This window comes from Holtiella tumoricola (assembly GCF_027857615.1).
In the GTDB taxonomy this organism is placed as follows: domain Bacteria; phylum Bacillota; class Clostridia; order Lachnospirales; family Cellulosilyticaceae; genus Holtiella; species Holtiella tumoricola.
The window spans coordinates 145,758-167,009 of record NZ_JAQIFT010000068.1; the positions used below are offsets into that span (position 1 = coordinate 145,758).

Annotated in this window: 27 protein-coding genes; all 27 read right to left on the reverse strand. The window is 35.1% G+C overall.

Going from position 1 to position 21,252, the window contains the following annotated elements; all coding sequences use genetic code 11:
* Nucleotides 1-80: 80 nt before the first annotated feature.
* Entirely contained in the window at nt 81-1,259 is a 1,179-nt protein-coding gene (gene spoIVB / locus PBV87_RS19995) for a SpoIVB peptidase (protein WP_271013484.1), read from the reverse strand.
* Between the two features lie 118 nt (nt 1,260-1,377).
* Complete coding sequence (recN, locus tag PBV87_RS20000) at nt 1,378-3,072, reverse strand: DNA repair protein RecN (RefSeq protein ID WP_271013485.1); 1,695 nt, start codon at nt 3,070-3,072, stop codon at nt 1,378-1,380.
* A 14-nt stretch (nt 3,073-3,086) separates the two neighbouring features.
* A complete protein-coding gene (gene argR / locus PBV87_RS20005; RefSeq protein WP_053986354.1) occupies nt 3,087-3,539 on the reverse strand; it encodes an arginine repressor in 453 nt (150 codons plus the stop codon).
* Between the two features lie 9 nt (nt 3,540-3,548).
* Nucleotides 3,549-4,409 carry an NAD(+)/NADH kinase gene (locus tag PBV87_RS20010; RefSeq protein WP_053985411.1) on the reverse strand — a complete coding sequence of 287 codons (861 nt, stop codon included), beginning with the start codon at nt 4,407-4,409 and terminating at the stop codon, nt 3,549-3,551.
* A 13-nt stretch (nt 4,410-4,422) separates the two neighbouring features.
* A complete protein-coding gene (locus PBV87_RS20015; RefSeq protein WP_053985412.1) occupies nt 4,423-5,229 on the reverse strand; it encodes a TlyA family RNA methyltransferase in 807 nt (268 codons plus the stop codon).
* Nucleotides 5,229-7,184 (reverse strand): 1-deoxy-D-xylulose-5-phosphate synthase, encoded by a 1,956-nt coding sequence (gene dxs / locus PBV87_RS20020; protein ID WP_271013486.1) that lies wholly within the window; start codon nt 7,182-7,184, stop codon nt 5,229-5,231. The genes PBV87_RS20015 and dxs overlap by 1 nt, the downstream gene beginning before the upstream one ends.
* Entirely contained in the window at nt 7,185-7,631 is a 447-nt protein-coding gene (locus PBV87_RS20025; RefSeq protein ID WP_053985413.1) for a divergent PAP2 family protein, read from the reverse strand.
* Between the two features lie 11 nt (nt 7,632-7,642).
* On the reverse strand, nt 7,643-8,518 hold the full coding sequence (locus PBV87_RS20030) for a polyprenyl synthetase family protein (RefSeq protein ID WP_271013487.1): 876 nt from the start codon (nt 8,516-8,518) through the stop codon (nt 7,643-7,645).
* Nucleotides 8,508-8,741: an exodeoxyribonuclease VII small subunit gene (xseB, locus tag PBV87_RS20035; RefSeq protein ID WP_053985414.1), complete on the reverse strand. Its 234-nt coding sequence runs from the start codon at nt 8,739-8,741 to the stop codon at nt 8,508-8,510. Before xseB ends, PBV87_RS20030 begins: the two co-directional genes overlap by 11 nt.
* 4 nt (nt 8,742-8,745) lie before the next feature.
* Nucleotides 8,746-9,945 (reverse strand): exodeoxyribonuclease VII large subunit, encoded by a 1,200-nt coding sequence (gene xseA, locus PBV87_RS20040; RefSeq protein WP_271013488.1) that lies wholly within the window; start codon nt 9,943-9,945, stop codon nt 8,746-8,748.
* A 2-nt stretch (nt 9,946-9,947) separates the two neighbouring features.
* Nucleotides 9,948-10,349, reverse strand: a complete 402-nt coding sequence (gene nusB / locus PBV87_RS20045) for a transcription antitermination factor NusB (RefSeq protein WP_053985416.1) — start codon at nt 10,347-10,349, stop codon at nt 9,948-9,950.
* A gap of 51 nt (nt 10,350-10,400) precedes the next feature.
* Nucleotides 10,401-10,811: an Asp23/Gls24 family envelope stress response protein gene (locus tag PBV87_RS20050; RefSeq protein WP_053985417.1), complete on the reverse strand. Its 411-nt coding sequence runs from the start codon at nt 10,809-10,811 to the stop codon at nt 10,401-10,403.
* Nucleotides 10,812-10,994: 183 nt separating this feature from the next.
* On the reverse strand, nt 10,995-11,705 hold the full coding sequence (locus tag PBV87_RS20055) for a SpoIIIAH-like family protein (RefSeq protein ID WP_053985418.1): 711 nt from the start codon (nt 11,703-11,705) through the stop codon (nt 10,995-10,997).
* 16 nt (nt 11,706-11,721) lie between these two features.
* Nucleotides 11,722-12,435 carry a hypothetical protein gene (locus PBV87_RS20060; RefSeq protein WP_053985419.1) on the reverse strand — a complete coding sequence of 238 codons (714 nt, stop codon included), beginning with the start codon at nt 12,433-12,435 and terminating at the stop codon, nt 11,722-11,724.
* Between the two features lie 18 nt (nt 12,436-12,453).
* Complete coding sequence (locus PBV87_RS20065; protein WP_271013489.1) at nt 12,454-13,026, reverse strand: stage III sporulation protein AF; 573 nt, start codon at nt 13,024-13,026, stop codon at nt 12,454-12,456.
* 11 nt (nt 13,027-13,037) lie between these two features.
* On the reverse strand, nt 13,038-14,354 hold the full coding sequence (locus tag PBV87_RS20070; RefSeq protein ID WP_271013490.1) for a stage III sporulation protein AE: 1,317 nt from the start codon (nt 14,352-14,354) through the stop codon (nt 13,038-13,040).
* A gap of 15 nt (nt 14,355-14,369) precedes the next feature.
* Complete coding sequence (spoIIIAD, locus tag PBV87_RS20075) at nt 14,370-14,753, reverse strand: stage III sporulation protein AD (RefSeq protein WP_053985422.1); 384 nt, start codon at nt 14,751-14,753, stop codon at nt 14,370-14,372.
* A gap of 9 nt (nt 14,754-14,762) precedes the next feature.
* Nucleotides 14,763-14,960: a stage III sporulation AC/AD family protein gene (locus PBV87_RS20080; protein WP_053985423.1), complete on the reverse strand. Its 198-nt coding sequence runs from the start codon at nt 14,958-14,960 to the stop codon at nt 14,763-14,765.
* Between the two features lie 13 nt (nt 14,961-14,973).
* Nucleotides 14,974-15,492, reverse strand: a complete 519-nt coding sequence (locus PBV87_RS20085; RefSeq protein ID WP_271013491.1) for a stage III sporulation protein AB — start codon at nt 15,490-15,492, stop codon at nt 14,974-14,976.
* The gene (gene spoIIIAA / locus PBV87_RS20090) at nt 15,486-16,430 is read right to left on the reverse strand and encodes a stage III sporulation protein AA (RefSeq protein WP_053985425.1); all 945 of its coding nucleotides are present in this window, start codon (nt 16,428-16,430) and stop codon (nt 15,486-15,488) included. Before spoIIIAA ends, PBV87_RS20085 begins: the two co-directional genes overlap by 7 nt.
* 133 nt (nt 16,431-16,563) lie before the next feature.
* Nucleotides 16,564-17,124, reverse strand: coding sequence for an elongation factor P (gene efp, locus PBV87_RS20095; RefSeq protein WP_053985426.1), 561 nt, complete (start codon nt 17,122-17,124; stop codon nt 16,564-16,566).
* 73 nt (nt 17,125-17,197) lie between these two features.
* On the reverse strand, nt 17,198-18,280 hold the full coding sequence (locus PBV87_RS20100) for a M24 family metallopeptidase (protein WP_271013492.1): 1,083 nt from the start codon (nt 18,278-18,280) through the stop codon (nt 17,198-17,200).
* Nucleotides 18,281-18,366: 86 nt separating this feature from the next.
* Nucleotides 18,367-18,807 (reverse strand): type II 3-dehydroquinate dehydratase, encoded by a 441-nt coding sequence (gene aroQ / locus PBV87_RS20105; protein ID WP_271013493.1) that lies wholly within the window; start codon nt 18,805-18,807, stop codon nt 18,367-18,369.
* A gap of 27 nt (nt 18,808-18,834) precedes the next feature.
* Nucleotides 18,835-19,332 (reverse strand): shikimate kinase, encoded by a 498-nt coding sequence (locus tag PBV87_RS20110; RefSeq protein ID WP_053985429.1) that lies wholly within the window; start codon nt 19,330-19,332, stop codon nt 18,835-18,837.
* On the reverse strand, nt 19,329-19,811 hold the full coding sequence (locus PBV87_RS20115) for a prepilin-type N-terminal cleavage/methylation domain-containing protein (RefSeq protein WP_053985430.1): 483 nt from the start codon (nt 19,809-19,811) through the stop codon (nt 19,329-19,331). The genes PBV87_RS20110 and PBV87_RS20115 overlap by 4 nt, the downstream gene beginning before the upstream one ends.
* 6 nt (nt 19,812-19,817) lie before the next feature.
* Nucleotides 19,818-20,672 carry a shikimate dehydrogenase gene (gene aroE, locus PBV87_RS20120; protein WP_271013494.1) on the reverse strand — a complete coding sequence of 285 codons (855 nt, stop codon included), beginning with the start codon at nt 20,670-20,672 and terminating at the stop codon, nt 19,818-19,820.
* Nucleotides 20,653-21,153, reverse strand: a complete 501-nt coding sequence (locus tag PBV87_RS20125; protein WP_053985432.1) for a YqeG family HAD IIIA-type phosphatase — start codon at nt 21,151-21,153, stop codon at nt 20,653-20,655. The genes aroE and PBV87_RS20125 overlap by 20 nt, the downstream gene beginning before the upstream one ends.
* Between the last annotated feature and the right edge of the window lie 99 nt (nt 21,154-21,252).

Below are 21,252 nucleotides of genomic sequence, written 5' to 3' on the forward strand. Positions count from 1 at the left end.
AATCTAATAATATTATATCTAATTATAAAAATTAAATCAATACCATATTCTTACATACTTGATTTTTTTTACACTAATATCTATTTTACTTCATTATTAATCATATTTTCAATGAAAATTCCATATCCTTTTGTGGGATCTTGAATAAATACATGGGTTACAGCACCTACAAGTTTGCCATTTTGTATAATTGGGCTTCCACTCATACCTTGTATAATCCCATTAGTCATTTCGAGTAATGCAGGATCTGTAATTTGAATCACCATTCCTTTAGCTGGTTCTGATGTATATCTAGATACCTTTTTGATCATTACTTGATAGCTTCTTACTTCATTACCTAAAATATTACTTAAGATATAGGCTTCACCTTCCACAATTTCATTTTGATAAGCAATAGGAATTGATGTATTTTTAAAGACATCTTCTCCTCTTTTATTAAGGCTTCCAAATATACCAAGAGGTGTGTTATTATCAATATTCCCTAAAATATTTTTAGGTGTATATTCTATAATTCCTTTTAATTCTCCTGGTTCACCTTTTTCACCTTTATGAATTGCTGTAATGGCTGTTCTTGTAACCTCTCCTGACTTAATAGGTAATAACTTTTTAATATCAGAATCATTAATACCATGTCCTAATGCACCAAATACATTTGTCTCTGGGTCATAGTAAGTTAATGTACCAATTCCTTGAGCACTATCTTTAACCCAAATACCAAGTTTGTACACTTCTTCACTACCACAATACTCCGGAATGATGCTTACGTCAACTATTTCTTCTTTTCTGTTTACTTTCATTTGCATTTCTTTACCTTTAGATGTCTCAACCAGTTCTTTTAAATGTTCTTTAGATTCTAGCTCTATCCCATCTACCTCAAGAATCATATCTCCCTTCATAAGCTTATTCTTACAAGGAGATACTTCTATCTCTTTCCCTGTAAATGGACTTGTTCCAAGCACACAAATGCCCTTGGCATCAACTTTAACACCTATAAGTTGGCCACAGGGCACTACTGTTTTTGCTTTAACTACATTCACATTCACAGTCTTAAGTGGTATATAACCTAATAGAGAAATTTCAAGATTATCATTTGTAGCTTGCTTTGCACAAAACGGCCACTCTACTATTTTTTCATAGGAAGAACCTTGCGCAAGTTGAATATGGTTAGGTAATACATGAGAAAGCAAAAACGGGCTACTTAGCACAATACATAAGATTAGTAGTGTAAAACTTACCCATTTTTTATTTTGTCTGTCCATTTTCATTCTATGCCACATCCTGTCTTTGCAATTAAGCTGTCATATCTTTAAATTCTCCCTTTCCAAATACATTTATTCAGTTATTATAAGGTAAGATTTGTATAAAAAAAGACATCGCTTATACGATGCCTTGTTTATAAGTATTTGCTGTCTCTTTTAATTCTTTTGCACTATTTAAGGTACTTTCTGTTATTAATCCACCCATCAATCTACAAAGCTCTTTTTGAAGTACTTCTTGATCAATAGTTGTTAAATGTGTTTTAGTATGATTATCTACTACCGTTTTTTCAATAAGATAATTTTGATCACCCATAGCTGCAATTTGAGGTAAATGGGTAATACAAATAACTTGACGCATTCTTGAAATCACAGCAAGTTTCTCACCTACTTTTTGTGCTGCAAGTCCACTAATACCTGTATCAATTTCATCAAAGATTACTGTCTCAATAGTATCTCCTAACACAAGAACAGTTTTAATTGCAAGCATTACACGAGAGATTTCTCCACCTGATGCAATTTTAGCAAGCCCGTGCATATCTTCTCCTAAATTTGTACGAATCAAGAATTCCACACTATCTTGTCCATTGCGATTAAAGCTAGAAATAGGTTCTATTGCTACCTTAAATTCTGCATGAGGCATTTGAAGATCATGAAGATGCTCATTAATTTGAACTTCTATCGTTCTAGCAATATCATTTCGCTTAGTGGTGAGCTTGCTAGATAATTGGCCTAAGGCTTGCTCTAATCTATCCACTTCCTTTTCAAGTTTTTCCTTATTCTCTGTACTGCCAAGTAGTTCTTCTAACTCTTTCTGACAGCTAGCTTGATAGGATAAAATTTCAGCAATAGAACTTCCATATTTTTGCTTTAAGCGATAAATGGTATCTAATCTTGTTTGTATTTCTTGTAAAAGTTCTGGTGAGTATTCAATTTGATCTACAAATCGTCTCATTTGATAAGTAATATCTTGCACCTCAGCTTCTGCTGCTAGAAGCCTTGTATGCAAACTGCTCAGTTCTTCATTGATGTTACTTACATCTTGAATATGTTGTGTAGCACGGCCAACAAGTTCTAATGCACCTACTTGATGCCCTTCTGAAGCTTCAAGTGCATCATAAGCTTTTTGACATTGCATTAAAATCTTTTCTGCATGAGACAAAATATCATATTGACTTTTTAAGTTTTCTTCTTCATCCACTTTTAAGTTACATGCTGCAATTTCATTAATTTGAAATTCTAACATATCTTGAAGTTGTAGTTTTTTTCTATCATCTGTGCTAATATGTTCTAACTCTGCTTTAACCTCTACAAGATGCATATATTGGATTTTATATTCTTCCTTTAATGTATGGAAGGATTCATCTCCAAAGCTATCTAACATTTCTATATGTGTAGATACATCTAACAAAGATTGTGGCTCATGCTGTCCATGTACATCAATAAGAAGTGCTGCTAGTTCTTTAACAGCTTGTCTTGTACAGGTTACACCATTAATTTTATATACTGTACGTCCTGAAATATATAGAATACGTTCTAGTTCTATTGTAGTCCCTGTATAAGGATACCCTTCACCTTCTAAATAACTTATTCCAAACCCCTTTTCATCTTCAAAAGTAAGCCTTACATAAGCGCATTGCTCACCTTTACGAATGATTTGTTTAGAGGTTCTATTTCCTATTGCAAATTGAATAGAGTCAATCAACATAGACTTTCCAGCTCCTGTCTCACCTGTAAAAATATTAAGGTGAGGATGAAACTCTAGTGTAATCTCTTCAATAAGTGCAATATTTCTTACGTGTAAACAAGTAAGCATCTTATCTCTCCTTATTAAGAGTTTAAAACTTCCTGGAATTTGTTAATCACGCTTTCCATCTCTTCAATATCACGAATTGCACAAAAGATTGTATCATCACCAGCTAATGTTCCTACAATCTCTTCATGCTTAAAGGCATCAATAGCTGCTGCTACTGCATTGCCCATTCCTGTTAAGGTTCTTATAACTAAAATGTTTTGTGCGATATCCATAGACACAAAACCTGCCTTGAAAACGCGAATCACTTTTTCAGAAATCTGGTTTTCATAGTTTGCAAGTGCTACATATTTTTGTGCATTATTCTTGCCAGCTACTTTTGTTAATCTAAGCTCTCGAATATCACGTGATACAGTCGCTTGAGTAACTTTAAAACCAGCTTTTTCTAGGTTTTCTGCTAATTCTTCTTGTGTTTCTATTTCTTGTTTTTGAATAAGACTTAAAATCTTAGATTGTCTTTGTTCTTTCATTCCCATAGATTATTTACGCCTCTCAACTATTTTTTTTCTTAATATCTCAAAAAAATGCAATTCAGAAAGTTTAATCAGCTTTGTTGTGTAAGGTGCCTTTTGTATTTCTATACAATGCATAGGGGTAATGTTCATTTTCATTTGTCCATCTACTACCAGTTCTAAAGTGGTACCATCGTAATTATTCGTTTTAATTTGGATACGATCTGTATCTGATACAATAACAGCACGTGAATAAATAGAGTGTGGACATATTGGTGTAATCATAATTTGACGTGCATTTGGTGCCACAATAGGCCCTCCTGCTGAAAGATTATAGGCTGTAGAACCTGTTGGTGTTGCAAAAATAATACCGTCTGCAGGATAGATATCTAAAAATTGTTCATTCACTTGAATTTCAAATTCGGATATTCTAGAAGAGCTTCCTCGAGCCACATAAATATCATTTAAAGCCTGAAACTTATGGGTTTCTCCTGAGGGGAGTGTCACTTTTACTGTCAGCATCATACGTTCATCAATAGAGTAAGTATCTTGTATTAATTTAGGTAATAACTCTTGTACTTCTGAGATTTCTACATCTGCTAAAAAGCCTAAACGCCCTAAATTGATTCCCATTATGGGTAAATCATATAAGCACGCTTTTTGTGTTACACTTAAAATGGTACCATCACCACCTATTGCAATGATGGCTTCACTTTTTTCATAAATTTGCTCATCTTCTACAAGGTGTACACCTTTACCTAACAAACACCCAATATGATGTGCAATATAAACTTCTGCTTCATGCTCAAGCAGCCATTCTATTACACACTTGGTTGTTTCTAGATCTTTATCTTTTAAGAGATTTGGAACAATCCCTATACGTTTCATTCACCTCACCTACCTATAATGAATCATGTGATGCTTTTACAACCTGTTCTGCTAATCCTTCCATATCTAAGCTACTTTCTGCTTGTGCATCTTTTCTCAAGTAAATTAAATATTCAATATTTCCTTCAGGCCCTTTAATTGGTGAGAAATCAAGACCATGTACACTAAATCCAATACTTAAAGCATATTCCCATACTTTTATAATAACTTGCTTGTGTACTTTTGGATCTTTGACTACGCCATGCTTTTCAACTTGCTCACGACCAGCTTCAAATTGAGGCTTAATAAGTGCCCCTACTTCTCCACCGTCTTTAAGTAAATTATATACAGGAAGTAATATTTTTGTCAAAGAAATAAAAGAAACGTCGATTGAACTAAAATCAATCTCATCTGGTACTTCTTCATGTGTTACATAACGCATATTCGTTTTTTCCATACACACAACACGTGGATCTTCACGAAGCTTCCATGCAAGTTGCCCATATCCTACGTCAATAGAATATACTTTTTGGGCGCCATTTTGAAGCATACAGTCTGTAAATCCACCTGTTGATGCTCCAACGTCCATACAGATTTTATCAGTGAGTGTAATAGGAAACTGAGCCATAGCTTTTTCAAGTTTAAAGCCACCACGGCTTACGTAACGCATTTTTTCACGTACTTCTATTTGCGCAGTCACATCTACTTTTAATCCTGCTTTATCTTCTTTTTGTCCATTAACGTATACAACGCCTGCCATAATATAAGCTTTTGCACGTTCTCTTGATTCCGCAAGTCCACGGTTTGCAATAAGCACATCTAGTCTTTCTTTATCTGCCATTATGCTCTCTCTTTCTTTGTCATTTCTTTAATTTTAGTAATCATATGATGATTTGATAGTTTTTCTTTCTCAAGAAGTGAAGGAATATCACCATGTTCTACAATACCTGTCTCATACGCAAAACTATAGAATACATTATTTTTACCATGTAACATCATCCACTGTGCAATTTGTGCACCAAAGCCATCTTTAAGTACATGGTCTTCCATTGTAAAGATCGTTGGATACTGACTTGTAATACTTTCAAGTCCTTGTTCATCTACTGGAACAATACAAGGTGCTTCTATAACAGCTACATTTATGCCTTCTTCTTCTAATAACTTTTTCATTTCTAAAGCTTGTGCTACCATTTTCCCTGTAGCAAGAAGAGCGATCTTCTCTCCTTCTTCTAAGGTTACCATTTTACCATCTGTATAAGGTAATTGATATTTTTTATCAAGGGTTACTGTACCACGCGGGTAACGAATCGCTACCGGCGAATTTAAACTAAAAGCATACTTAAGTGCTGATTCCATTTCTTCTGGCATTTTAACCGATAAAATAGTCATATTAGGAATATTACTTAAAAAAGCAATATCAAAAATTCCTTGGTGTGTGGCACCATCTTCTCCAACTAAGCCTGCACGGTCAATTCCAAAAACAACGGGTAAGTTTTGAAGGGCTACATCATGTAACACTTGGTCATAGGCACGTTGTAAAAATGAAGAATACACTGCAAATACTGGTTTATAACCACTTGATGCAAGACCTGCAGCAAACGTTACTGCATGTTGTTCCGCAATCCCTACGTCAAAGAAACGTTTTGGAAATTGTCTTTCAAAGTGACTCAACCCTGTCCCATCTGACATGGCTGCTGTAATTCCTAATATATGGTCATCCTTTTCTCCTAAGCTTACCATGGCATAGCCAAAAGCATCTGAGAAAGTATATGCATTAGATTTTTTAGGTAATTCACCTGATTTAAAGTCAAAAGGCCCTACTCCATGATAAGCACTTGGATTTTCTACTGCTGGTCTATAACCCTTTCCCTTAAGTGTTTTTACATGAATGAGTACTGGTCCTTCCATAGCTTTTGCATTATTAAGAATTTCTATAAGGTCATTCATATTATGCCCATCAATCGGTCCAAGATAAGTGAAGCCCATTTCTTCAAATAAAGTATTCTCAACAAGAACTGTTTTAACACCTTCTTTAGTTTTACGAACTACATCTACAAGTTGGCTACCTACCACTGGCACTTTATTCAGTAGACCTTCAATATCTTCTTTTGCACGCAAATAGTCTTTATTTGAACGGAGGTGATTAAGATGTCTACTCATTCCACCTACATTTTCTGAAATACTCATTTCATTATCATTAAGAATAACAATTAAGTTTGTATGCCCACGCCCTGCATTATTCATTGCTTCATAAGCCATGCCTCCTGTTAAGGCACCATCTCCAATAATAGCAATGACATGACTATCTTCCCCTTTTAAATCCCTTGCAACAGCCATCCCTAGAGCTGCTGAAATAGAAGTTGAGCTATGACCTGTTTCAAAGGCATCGTGCTCACTTTCTTTACGTTTTGGGAATCCACTCATCCCATCTATCTTTCGTAATGTTTTAAACCCTTTTCTTCTACCAGTTAAGATCTTGTGTACATAAGCCTGGTGACCTACATCCCACACCATCTTATCTTTTGGTGAATCAAAGATGTAATGGAGCGCTAAAGTGAGTTCTACAACACCTAAATTAGAAGCTAAATGTCCTCCTGTACGAGCTAATGATTGAACAAGAAACTGTCTAATCTCTTTTGCTAAGACTTGAAGTTCATCTAGATCTAGCGCTTTCAAATCTTCTACACTTTTAATTTTATCTAATGTTTTCAACATTTTTCCATCCATCCGTTTTTCTAAATTTAATTTTAAATTTAATTTAATAGTGTAAAAGAGTGGCATACGCCACTCTTTCATTTAAGGAATCAAAATTAAGGCCACTACTATTCCCAACACTGCACCAGCTGCCACTTGAAGCGGTGTATGTCCAAGAAGTTCTTTAAGACGTACTTCCATTGTAACATTTGGGTCTTGCATGACATCAATAATACGATTTAAGAGTGCTGCTTGTTTACCTGCTTCAAGGCGTACATTGGCTGCATCATACATTACAATAAAACTGAGTACAGCAGCTATTGCAAACAAAGCACTATCATAACCATAAAGCTGACCTACTCCAATTGCCAAAGAAGTAGATATTGCACTATGTGAACTTGGCATTCCGCCTGAAGAAATCAGCTTATGAAAATCTAAGCGATGCTCATTAACTAGTGTTAAAACAACTTTTAGTACCTGTGCCACAAGCCAACTCAGGAGTGCTGCAAATAAAATTCTGTTGTCCATTATTTCAGTAAATTGTCTCATTTATACCCCCCTTAATTTTTCCTGTGCACTAAACTTGTTGCTAATTCTTCTAGCAACTGTGTATCTCCCTGTACACGTTCAAGACATTTAATTGCTTTAGCTGTTAGTTCTTCAGCAATTTTATAACAAGTCTCTACATCATAAAAAGAAAGATACGTATTTTTGTTGTTTTTCACATCACTTTTAACTGGTTTCCCAAGTTCTTCATCAGTTGATGTTTTGTCTAAAACATCATCTACTATTTGGAATACTTGACCTAGATATTTCCCATAAAACGTAAGTGCCATCACTTCCTCTGGGCTTCCACCTCCAAGGATTGCTCCCATTTTCACAGCTGCTGCAATTAATGCACCTGTCTTATGTATATGGATATTTTGAAGTTCTTCTAAAGTGATTACTTTGTTCTCACTTTGCATATCTAAAATTTGTCCGCCAATCATACCTTCGCTACCGCTTGCCTCTGCTAGTACATGAGCAGCCTGTACTCTACGCATATCATCATGTTCTAGAGCATCTTGTAGCATCCAAGTGAAGGCTTCATTAAGAAGAGCATCACCTGCTAAGATAGCTGTAGCTTCCCCAAATACTTTATGATTAGTTGGTTTGCCACGTCTTAAGTCATCATCATCCATAGCTGGTAAATCATCATGTATTAAAGAATAAGTATGGATCATCTCAATTGCACATAAGTACGGTACAATCTCTCCTTCTCCACCTACAGCTTCAAAGCTCAGTTGCATAAGAGTAGGTCTTATACGCTTTCCCCCAGCGTATAGACTATAACGCATCGCATCATAAAGCACTTGAAAGTTTGCACTTTTTTCTGGAAGTGCTGTTTTCAAATGCTTTTCGATTTGCTCTCTATAAACTTCAAAATTATTTTTCATCTTTTTCTTCCCCATTCATCTTATTCCATTTATTCTGGTCTAAAATATAAACTTCTTGTTCAGCTTGTTGTAACATTTCAGTACAAAAAGCTGCTAAATCTATCCCTTTTTTATAGCTCTTTATACTCTCATCTAATGAAAGCTTCCCTTCTTCCAACGCATAAATGAGCTGTTCAAGTTCTTCCATTGCACTTTCAAAATGCTTGGTTGTTTTTTTAGCCATGCTCTTATCCTTTCTTTTCTACCTTTGCATAAAGTACGCCATCGGTTACCTCAACATGAATAGCATTTCCTATTTCTACTTGTTCAATAGAAGTAAGAACTTTGCCATTTTCAGTTGTTGTAAAACTATAGCCTCTTTTTAAAGTTAAAAGGGGTGAAAGCTTCTCTAATTGTCCAATACGTGTATTTAATGTGGTATTGTATGTTGCTAATTTCTTTTCAAATCCTTTTGTTAATGCTTCTACCTTATAATCTAATGTAATCCTAAGGTCTGCAAAATATTTCTCTTTATTTTTATACACAGGACGAGAAAGTAAGCGTTCAAGCCTTATTTTCTCATCTTGTAAATGTTTTTCAACATGATGTTTAAGCAGCGAACGACTTCTTTCTAACTTCATCAGATAGGCTTCTTTATCTGGGATAACCAACTCTGCCGCTGCAGAGGGCGTTGGTGCCCTTAAGTCACTTACAAAGTCTGATATTGTAAAGTCAATTTCATGTCCAACAGCTGAAACAATAGGAATTTCAGAAGCAAAGATACAGCGTGCTAAACGTTCATCGTTAAAACACCACAAATCTTCTATAGAACCTCCTCCACGCCCTACTATAAGCACATCTACTAGTTTTTCCTTATTGGCTCTTTCAATGGCTGCAATAAGTTCTAAAGTTGCATACTCTCCTTGTACATGTGTTGGATAAATATAAAGTGGAATGGCATTATTTCTTCTTTTGGCAACATTTAAGATATCTTGTATAGCCGCACCTGTTGCTGATGTAATAATACCTACTTTGCTAGGATAAGTTGGAATAGCTTTTTTATAATGTGGGTCGAAAAGTCCTTCATCACTAAGTTTACCTTTGAGTCTTTCAAACTGCTCGTATAGTGTACCTTGACCTTGCTTTTCAATTTCCCATACATAGCACTGAAACTGTCCTGTCTTCTCGTAGAGCGCAATGCGCCCTCTTACATACACTTTCAAGCCTTCTTTAAGTATAAAATCTAATGTAGCTGCATCCTTAGCGAACATGACCGCATTTAAACTTCCAAATGGATCTTTAATCGTAAAATAAATATGACCTGATTGATGATATTTGCAGTTAGAAACTTCTCCTGAAAGCCATACATCAGATAATAGATAATCTTCTTCTAATAAACGACTTACATAACGGTTAATCTCTGAAACAGCTACAATTTTTCTTTTCATATCTATGCCTCAATTTTTTTTACGATATTACCTAAGATACCATTAATAAATTGTGGTGATTTATCTGTACTATATACTTTTGCAATTTCAATTGCTTCATTGATTGCAACTTTTTCAGGGATATCTTCACCCCATTTAAGTTCATAAGTTGCCATACGAAGAAGCATATGATCTACTTTAGCCATACGATCGATTGACCAGTTTTCAAGACTATTTGTAATCATTTCGTCTAACTCTGTTTGATGTTCTAAAATGCCCTTAAATTCGTCTATGATAAAAGTCTTTATTTTGCCTTTTACATCATTTAAATAATTGTTAAGGATTGTGTCTGTATCCTTTTCTGGTTGAAAGCTCACTTCATAGAGCATTTTCATAATTAGTTCTCTAGCTTCACGTCTTGTCATTATTTATCTCCTTATTAACGAAAGCTAACCTCTTAAGGTTAGCTCACCAAATTAGTGTTCTTCTTGAGGTTTTGTTTGTGAAAAGTCTACCCCAACAACATGCACATCTACTGATTGTACGTTAAGTCCTGTCATTGTTTCAATAGAATTTTTAACTTTTTCTTGTACTTTTAAACAAGTATCTTGAATTTTAATACCATATTTTACAATAATAGCAAGGGCTGCGTGCACTTCATCAGCATTTACTTCAATTTTAATACCTTTAGATGCTTTTTTACCACGAATAGTTTGAACGATATCATTTTTTGCACCTGCAATAGCACATACGCCATCTACTTCTAATGTAGCGATTTCTGTAATAACTGCAATAACATCATCAGCGATTTGTACTTCGCCTGCCTCTTTATATTCTGTATCTCCATCTACATTAATGTCTAAATCAATCACTTTATTTTCTTCCACAGTAATTGCCTCCCATTTTTCTTTATTATAGAAATACCCAACTTACAATCATTTATACATGTTGGCTTTCTAAAAGATACTTACTTTTATCCTTATTATATCAAAATATACCAAAGTTGCAAATTAGATTCTTTAAAAAAAGAAAAACCGGTACACCATTAGTGTACCGGCTCTTTATAACTTTTATTTATTGGCTGTTTGGTTATTTACTTTAAGACAAGAAATTTTGATTTGTCCTACTGTGTAACCCGTTTTTCTTTGAACGATTTCTTCGATTTGAGCAATTTCTGCATCTGTTAAAGCTTCTTCTTTATTTACGACTACATCTACTGTATCTTCATCCATTCTTACAAATACATCTTTGAAACCTTTTGCACGAAGAAGAGATTCAGCACCTGTTTCTTTTTCAATACGTTCTTGAATCGTTAAAAGATCATTAGCAGCTTTTGATTTTGCATCTTTGTCTAAGTTTGGATCTGCTACGTATTCATTTAAAGCTTCAATTTGTTTTGCTCTTGCTTGTTCTCTAAGCATTTTTTCTTCTGCAAAATAACTTACATCTACATTTTTACTATCTACTGTTGTTACGTTTTGTTGTTCTGAATCTTTTTTAGCAATTACAACTTCTTTTTGACCTACTGTTGCATCTGGATTAGATACTTCAACAGCAATTAAACCATCTTCTGAATCTGGAGGTAATGTTTCCATTACACCAAATTCATCAAAGAAATCACGGTCAAATTCTGCATCTGCAATATCGATTGTTGCTTCATTTTCAGCTACTTCTGGTACGGTTAAACTGCTTGGTGCTTCTGTCAAACTTAAGTAAGCCGCAATGGCTATCATGAATACTAGAACTGTTACAATAACTTGATTTCTCTTAAACTGGAACATACAATTGACCCCCTAATTAGTTATTAACCATTTTATAAACTGCAATTTTATGTACTGGGACATCTAGAAGTGATGATACAGATTGTATAATAGCATTTTTAATATTCACATCATCAGCTCCTTCTGCTAATACTAAAACCCCTTCAACTTGTGGTTTATTTTCTTTGATGACGAAAGGTGTGTCCCCTTTTTCTTTTACGATTTTCCTTTCAACATCTTGTTTTTCACTTGTTTTTTTATTGCCTGATTGGGTAAGTTCATCTATATCTAGGCTATTTTGTGTAATTTCTTCAGCCAGTACTTTTTCTGTGGAACTAGAAGTTGTAACCATTACTTTTGTTACACCTGCTCCATCAAGACTTGTCAGGATTGTCTCCATTCTCATCTCAAGGAGCTCTTCATAAGTCATCGTACTCGTTGTATTTGCTGTTCGAGTACTTGCTTCTACCACTTCATTCCCTTCACTCATAACAGGCTGTGCATTTGGCTTTTGGGGCAAATAAGTGAGTAGAATGCCACCTACAATAAGTGCAAAAAGTATAGCGGCTACGGGAACCTTAACCTTCTTTCCCACTTGTCCTAGCAGATCCCCCAGTTTCGGATCACTTTTAGGTTCCTGCTTCTTAACTGTTTCTTTTTCTTCAAGCTTATCTCTGATTGTACCTTCGGGTCTGGTTACGTTGTTCACATTGATGGTAAATTGTCTTTTTTCATCTTCATTACCTGACACTGCACTTTCCTCCCAACATTAACTATCTTGTACTATAATATATATATTAGCGTTGTCCACATTATAGAAGTCTTTTATGCATTTTTTTATTTCATTTTCTAAATACGCTTGGTTAAGTACCACACTTTCATTCTTATTTCCAATCGTAATAAAGGATTCTGATGTGTGTGGTATGACTTCTATTTTCATTTCTTGTATGCTCATATGGCTGCCTTTTAGTGTCACTTCACTACTTAGAGACTCTACTGATACAGGTAGTTGTGCTTCTAATAATGCTGTGAGTTGTTTTTCTATTTGTTCTTGATAAACTTGCTTTACAGATTCTTCTTGTTTCTTTTTCTCTTCTTGATAAGGAATATACTCTCCATCTTCAAATTGCTTTTGGTAAAAGGTAATATACTCGCTAGGAGGTGTTCCTTGAATCCACTCTTGACTAGATATCAACGTAATCAAAGGACTCGCTATCACCACAAGCACAATAAACCCTAATACCAGTTTCAAATACTTTTTAAGCTCTGATACTGGAAAGATCATCTCAACAATGACAACAAAAAGCATTGTCCAAATAATCGTTAGCAAATAATTTCTCATGGCCTCCTCCTTTAAGTCATACTCATTCCAATACTTGCACAAATAATCATAGAAGCAATGGTTAACACCACAACTACACCTACTGCACTTAGAATAAATTCACACCCTTTAGCAAGCACCCCTGCTATTTCTGTCATCTTCTTATCTCCTAAAGGCTGTATTAAAGCCCCTACAACATTATACATAATGACATGTATAAATATTTTCATAAGTGGAATTGCTGCTATTAAAACAACCCAAATAATAACTCCTATAGCAAACGCATTCTTAATTAATGCACTACAAGATAAAATAAACTCTATAGCCCCTTTACTTGCATCACCAATAATGGGCAAAAAGGCTGTAGATACATTAATGGCCCCCTTCTTAAGTGCTACATCTATATAAGGCAAGGTCATTTTGTAAATACCCATAATAGCTACACTGATTACGATAATGCCTCTTAATCCCCATCTAATTCCTTTATAGAATAGATCTATAAACTTATCGACTTTAATCTCTTCACTCATTGTGCTGACTACATGTAAGACAATTACTGCTACAAGCATTGGCAAAACAAGTTTTTGAATAATAAAAGTCATAATGTTAAAGGTTCCTATAATAACAGGTGCAAGGGCACTTGAGGATGTAATATACCCTGATACAGCCATAAAGGCGAGTAAAGTTGGCAATGTGACCTGCATAATCTCATACAGCTGAGTAATGGTCTTCTGAGCAACTTGTACAAGCATCATTAAAGACTGAGATAATGTAAAAATAACTAAAATATAGCATACTAGGTAGGCTGCCTTTGCAGTATTTTGTGACTGAAAAGACTTACTTAAAATTTGTAGAATACTACATAATATAACAATTAAAATAAACCTTATAATGATCTTAAAGTATGTATTAAATTCATTGACGAAAAGTTGTCCTATTTGTGCCATCACCTCTTGGATTGAAAAACGCTCTTCTCCAGAAATCAGCTTGAGTACTTGGCTACTCAAATCAAAATCCTCTAAATAAGGAACAGATTGTTTTAATTCTTCTTCTAGGCTCTCGATTTCTCCCCAATTTAAAATGTCAAATTGTTGCTTCAGCACACTTTGAATCTGCTCTTCACTAAAAGTTTCTACAATCTCCACGCTACCTTGTGCTGCTTTTTCTTGTCCTTTTTCTTCAACCGCCTCTACTTCCTCTTGTGTAAAAGGATCTTCTATCTTAAATGCTTCCTCTTGCTGACTGATCCAACTCTCTTCATCTACCTCATCTGAGAAAGCTTGTATCGGCATTGTGAAGCAAAAGAACAAGAGAAGTACCAATACCGGTATTCTTATTTTCTTTAGCATCTTTTACCCCACCTTTTAAATTAATTGTGTAATCAGTTCAATCAGTGCCAAAATAATAGGAGATGCAAGAACCAGTATTAATACTTTCCCAGCAAGTTGAACTTTACTTGCAATGGCTGACTCCCCTGCATCTTTACAAAGTTGATAACCAAACTCTGCAATATAGGCAATCCCTACAATTTTAAAAATAATCTTAAGATAAGTATCTTCTAAACTCATCTTAGTTGATAAATCAGTAATAATTGAAAAGATTACACTTAGTTGGGGCAATATTAAAATCAAGAGTAACGTACAAGCAAAAATACGAATCAGATTACCTGCTGTCTTATGGTTCTCCCCTACAAAAAGTGCCAGGATCACTGCCGCTAAGGCAAATCCTGTTAATTTGATAATATCCATAGCCGCCTCCTAAAACATAAACATAGTTTCTACAACTTCAAAGAGTTGTAAGATATAGGATGCTATAATCAAGAGAATAAGCGTAATCCCACCTATAGACACCATGTTCGCATAACTATCCTTACCTGCCTGCTTTAAAATAATGCTCATGAACATTACTGCCATAGAAAGTCCACCTATTTTTAAAAGCTCCATCATTTGATCCATTTCTTATCTCCCCCTAAATAATGAGTATACTGATACACGCACCAATTAAGATGCCCATACCTGTTCTAAGTTTCCCTGATTTCTCTTGCTCTTTTTGTGCCATATTTAATGTCATCTTCAGCTTCTCTTGCATCATTTCAATGTTCCCTTGTTGCATCTGTTTATCTACATGACCAAGACCCCTTCCAAACTCATAAATGAGTTCATAGTCTTCATCATTTAAATGATAACGATGTTTTTCATTTTCTAAAGCTTGTCTCCAAAGTGCACCACCATCTTCTGCATCTCTCGCTTGAAGTAACGTAGAAAAAGTAATAAAAATTTGACCAATTTCGTGCCTACAGTCCTTTCCTACTCTAAAACATGCTTCATGAAGTGGCGTTAATCTATAGTTAATTTCCCCCTTCAAATATTCAAAGGCATAAATCAAATACTCTAATTCCTTAATACGTTTACGGTATTTCATATCAATGCATATTCCAGTCAAACTACATCCTGTAAAAATCATTAAGATCCCCATTATTTTCAGCATACTTTCACCTGATTTCTTCTTAAGTCTTGTATGGTTTCAATAGTGCAAGGCCCATTACGATTAGATAAAATAACCATCTTTTCAAACCATCCATTTTCAATCATTGTCTTAAGCTGAGGTTTTTTCATACAATCTTCTAAGTCTTTCCCATGGGTTGTACAAAGAATACTTACTCCAGCACCTAATACTTCTTCGATAGCTTCTAGATCTTCCTTACTTCCAATCTCATCTACTGCAATAATATCTGGTGCCATAGAACGTAATAACATACGCATACCTTCTACTTTCGGGCAACCATCTAATACATCTGTTCGCATACCCACATCATTTTGTGGAATTCCCATATAGCATCCTGCAATTTCAGATCTTTCATCTACTACACCTACAGTATAGGGCCCATATCCACTGTATCCATTGCTTAAATTTCTAATCAAATCTCTTAGCAAAGTTGTCTTACCACATTTAGGTGGTGATACAATAAGGGTATGATATACTTTGTCCCTAGAAAGCATATAGGGTAATACCTTACTCCCACATCCTAATACTTCATGTGAAAGTCTTATATTAAATCCACTAATATATTTAAGTGTTTTAACCTTCTTGTCTTCTACAACAGCTTTCCCTACAATTCCTATACGATGCCCACCTTCAACCGTCACATAGCCTTGCCTAATCTCATCTTCTAAAGCATAAAGCGAATAGCCACTTAAAAATTGCAAGATAGCTTGTACCTCTTCATAGGTAACGATATGACTTTTAGCAATCTCTTCAAGTCCTCTGTCTGTGAGTCCATACTCCTCGTTATTCATAACAATGATTAAAGGTTTAAATGTCCTTATTCTAATTTCTTGCACAATACCAGCATTAAGTGTAGTTAACCTTGCAAGTGATTCTTTGATGCCTCTTGGCATAATATCAAGAATACTTTTTGGAATCATCGTTTTCCTCCTTTGTACAGTTTGATTACTTAACTATATGCAAGTACTTGTCCCCCTAGAACTTTTTTAGGCATAAAAAAAAGACGTATAAGATTTTCATCTTATACGTCCTAAGTTCACGCTCGAATGAGGATTAGTTTGCACGACCCATGTATTCGCCAGTACGTGTATCAATACGAATAATTTCGCCTTGTTCGATGAATAAAGGTACCATAACTCTTGCACCTGTTTCAACGATAGCTGGTTTTGTAGCACCTTGTGCTGTATCACCTTTAAGACCTGGTTCTGTTTCAGTAATTTCAAGGTCAACGTTGATTGGTGGTTCTACACCAAATACGTTACCTTCATGAGAAATAACTTTAACCATTTCGTTTTCTTTAACGAATTTTAAAGAATCTCCTACTGAAGATGCATTTACAGCAATTTGATCGTAAGTATCTAAATCCATGAAGTGGAATAACTCACCATCTGCATATAAATATTGCATATCTCTACGGTCGATATGAGCTTTTGGTACTTTTTCAGATGGACGGAATGTTCTTTCAACTACACCACCTGTTTTTATGTTTTTAATTTTACAACGTACAAACGCCGCACCTTTACCTGGTTTTACGTGTTGGAATTCAATAATTTGATATAAGTTACCTTCAAATTCAATGGTAACACCATTTCTAAAATCGCCTGCTTGAATCATGGGTTTTCCTCCTAATATGTTTTTCCTAATATAGTGTAAACTAGATTATTAGTTTTTTCAACGATTTTTTACATCATTCTATAACAATAAGTTCTTTTGGTGAGTGGGTTAAGTTCTTAATTCCTGTCTTAGTTACAACAACCATATCCTCAATACGCACGCCACCAAATCCTGGTACATAGATACCTGGTTCTACTGTAAGCACCATTCCTGGCTCAATAACTTTCTCTTCAGCACTTGAAAAACGTGGATTCTCATGGATATCAAGGCCTACGCTGTGTCCAAGTCCATGTCCAAAGTATTCGCCATAACCTGCATCTTTTATAATATTACGTGCGATTGCATCTACTTCTTTTCCTTTTAATCCTGGTTTAATCGCATCAAGTGCTGCTAGTTGAGCTTTTAGTACAGTTTGATAAATTTTTTGATGTTTTTCGTTTGGTTTGCCAATCACAATGGTTCTTGTCATATCTGAGCAATAGCCTTCATAGCGACATCCAAAGTCCATAACAACAAAATCACCTACATTTAATGTCTCACGACCTGGTACTGCATGGCAAAGAGAAGACTTGGCACCGGCAGCTACAATGGAGCTAAAAGAAGTCCCACTTGCGCCATTCATACGCATGATGCGTTCAAGTTCTAATGCAATATCAGTCTCTGTTAAACCGTTTTTGTACTCCATTGTAATGAGTGAAATAATCTTTGAAAAGGCTAGATCACCAATACGTTCTGCTTCTTCAAGCTTTTTAATTTCTTCTGCATCTTTAATTTGTCTTAAGTTTTCAACAACGTCTTTTGTGGGTACAAATGTGAAATGATTATATTTTTCATACTCTACATACGTACTATAGTTAGTATAATCACTTTCAAAACCAATATTCTTGATTCCGTCATGTTCAGCAATTTCCATTGCCTTTCCAAGTGTACCTTTTTGTTCTTGGTTGACAATCTCAAAGTTTGGGCATTGTCCTGTCGCTTGTTCAATATATCTAAAATCAGTGATTAAATATTGTTTTTCGGTTGTTACAAGTAAAAGTGCATTTGACCCTGCAAATCCACTTATATAGCGGATGTTAGTCAAATTTGCTACCATCATACTTTCTAATTTTAACGCTGCCATTTGTGCACGTAACTTTTGTAAACGTTGATCCATGTTCTAGCCTCTCTCTCCGTATTAAGTAATCCTTTAATTATGCCGCCTTATAAAAATTCATAATAGCTTTTATTGTCTATTTATAATTATTGCCCAATATGGTTGATTAAACCATCAAGTCCCATCTCATATCCCTTAAAACCAAATCCACCAATAATCCCAATACAGTTTGCAGCTGTTACTGAGTGACTTCTAAAACTTTCTCTTGCATGAATATTAGAGATATGTACTTCTACAACAGGTAATGAAATACTTTTGATTGCATCTGCAAGTGCATAACTATAATGCGTATAGGCACCTGGATTAAATACAATACCTGCTACTTGTTCATGATAACATTTTTGCATAAAGTCTATAAGTTCACCTTCTCCATTTGACTGAAAGAAAATAAGCTCTATATCCTTATATTTTTTTGCCACTTCTGTTAATGAAGTTTCTAAATCTTTTAAAGTGCCACTTCCGTAAATACCTGGTTCACGTATGCCTAAAAAATTTAAATTGGGCCCGTTCATTATTGCAATCTTCATCTTTCGTCCCTCCCTACGCTCTAATCTTTATTTAAGTTTAAGTACATCCACTAAATAATTCGTAAGACTATAAGGTGTATGTCCTTCACATTTTACTTGAAGCGTACAACTTGCTTCATAAAGTGGTCTACGAGCCTCATAAAGTGCCTTAAGCTGTTCATAACTCTTTACAAGAGGTCTAGAAGTGTCTCCATCAATTCTTCTATAGAGTTCTTCAAAAGGCCAATCTAAATAAATACATGTTTCTTGGTTAAGACATGTTCTATTGATTTCCTTTCCTATGATGCCTCCACCTGTCGAAACAACTTTACCCGAAAGTGTAAGTGTTTCTTGAAGTAACCGACTTTCTAACGCTCTAAAATAGACTTCACCTTTTTGTTCGAAAATATGAGGAATAGGCATCTTTTCTTCTCTTACAATCCACTCATCTAAGTCAATCCATTCTCTTTGAATACTTCTTGCTAAAGTGCTTGCAACGGTTGTCTTGCCACATCCCATAAACCCTATAAAATAAATATTTTTCATCTTATTCCCCCTTCATCCTTTTCAAAAGGATAAATTGTCACAAGCCCTGTTACGGGGCGTACTGTCATTTTTAATTTATAAGGAAAAGTTTGATGCCTAATGGTAATTGTACCAGAATTTGAAGGGGACAAATCTTGATTAAAACTTATGACCTTTCCTGATGCAAAAGGATTGCTCTCTGTACCAATATACAGTTTAATGGGACTGGGAATAACATATTCTTTTTCTATTCTGCCCTCTGCTTCTACTAGTAATACATCTTGCGACGCTCGTGCCGTTTTCATAAGTCTACATTGAATGTTACGAAGTGCTGCCTCTTGTTGCATGACCTCCACAATAAGTTGAACTTCTTTCGCTACATCCTCCATTTGCCTCTTATATAAAATCTGGCTACCACTTACAACACCTATACTCATTATCCCAATGATTGCTATCACCACAACCATTTCCATGAGTGTAAAACCTTTTCCTACTTTCACCTATAATCATCCTATCTCTTTCATCAATTCCATGTAAATGGCTTGAATGCTACTTTCATCTATAGTAACATGATGCATCAGTTCATAGGCAATAATCGCTTGATAAAATAACATATCAAATCCATTCATTCTTTTCAAGTCTCTATGCCTAGCTTCTTTTAAAAATACGGTTTCACTAGGATTATAGATCAGATCTACAGCAGCATTTGCCTGTTCTAAAAGTTCACTTGCCCCTTTTGGCATTTGCCCTTTTAAGTTTCCCATACCAACACCTGTTGTTTGAATGACTACATCTATGTTTACTTTTGGCTTTTCTTCCATTTCATAAATTATAATTGGAACTGGGCATGTCTCTTTAAAATGTGCTTGAAGCACTCTCGCATTTTCTTTAGTACGATTAAAAATATGAATACTTCTTGCCTCTTCCATTACACTTACGACCGTGGCATAACTTGCACCACCACTTCCGATAATCGCAACATTTTGCCCCTCAAATGGTATCCCCTGATGCTTGAGTGCCCTTCTTAATCCCATTGCATCCGTATTATAACCTTTGTAGCCTTCTGGTGTCCAAACAAGCGTATTCACTGCATCCACTTGCTGAGCTAGTGAATCAATTTCTACACAACAAGGCATAACTGCTTTTTTATGTGGCATCGTTACATTGAGCCCTTTTATCCCTAATGCATGAGCACCTTTTAGAGCATCTTCTACTCTATTTTCTTCAACTAGAAAAGGTACATAAGCTAAATTTTCATGAGTGAATGCTGCAATGGTATGATGAATAAGAGGAGAAAGGGTGTGATCTATAGGTTTCCCTATCACACCACATACTTTCGTTTTACCTGTTATGCTTTTCATAATGTGCAATCACTTTCCTTTCAATCCCTCTTTTCACTTTTGTAATCCATTCATCTTTTTCACTTACTGGCTTTACCAAAATGGTCTTAAGGTTAGCACGATTCCCTCCAAACACATCCGTAAAGATTTGATCCCCTACAATAACTGCTTGATTAGAGGTTAAATGCATCAGTTCTAAAGCGCGTTTGAAGCTTTTTGTACTTGGCTTACCTGATTTATGAATAGCAAATACTTTTAGACCTTTGTTGAAGCGTACAACACGGTCTTCTGTATTATTAGACGCAAGACAAATTTGAAACCCTTCACTTTTAAGGCGTTCAAAGAAACTTATAATTTCATCTGTTGGATCTAATACATCATAAGGAACAAGTGTATTGTCTATATCAAAAATAATACCTTTTATGCCTTCTTGTTTTAAGGCTACTGTATCAATCTCATTGATTGAATTTAAATAGAGATTTGGATAAAGTCGTTTTATCATTTGTTTCTTCCTTTCTAGTGTCTAAAATAGTCTTACGTATAGTATACCCCATTCTTCTTTTGACGCAACACCTCTTGCCACTCTTATTTTGAATTTCAA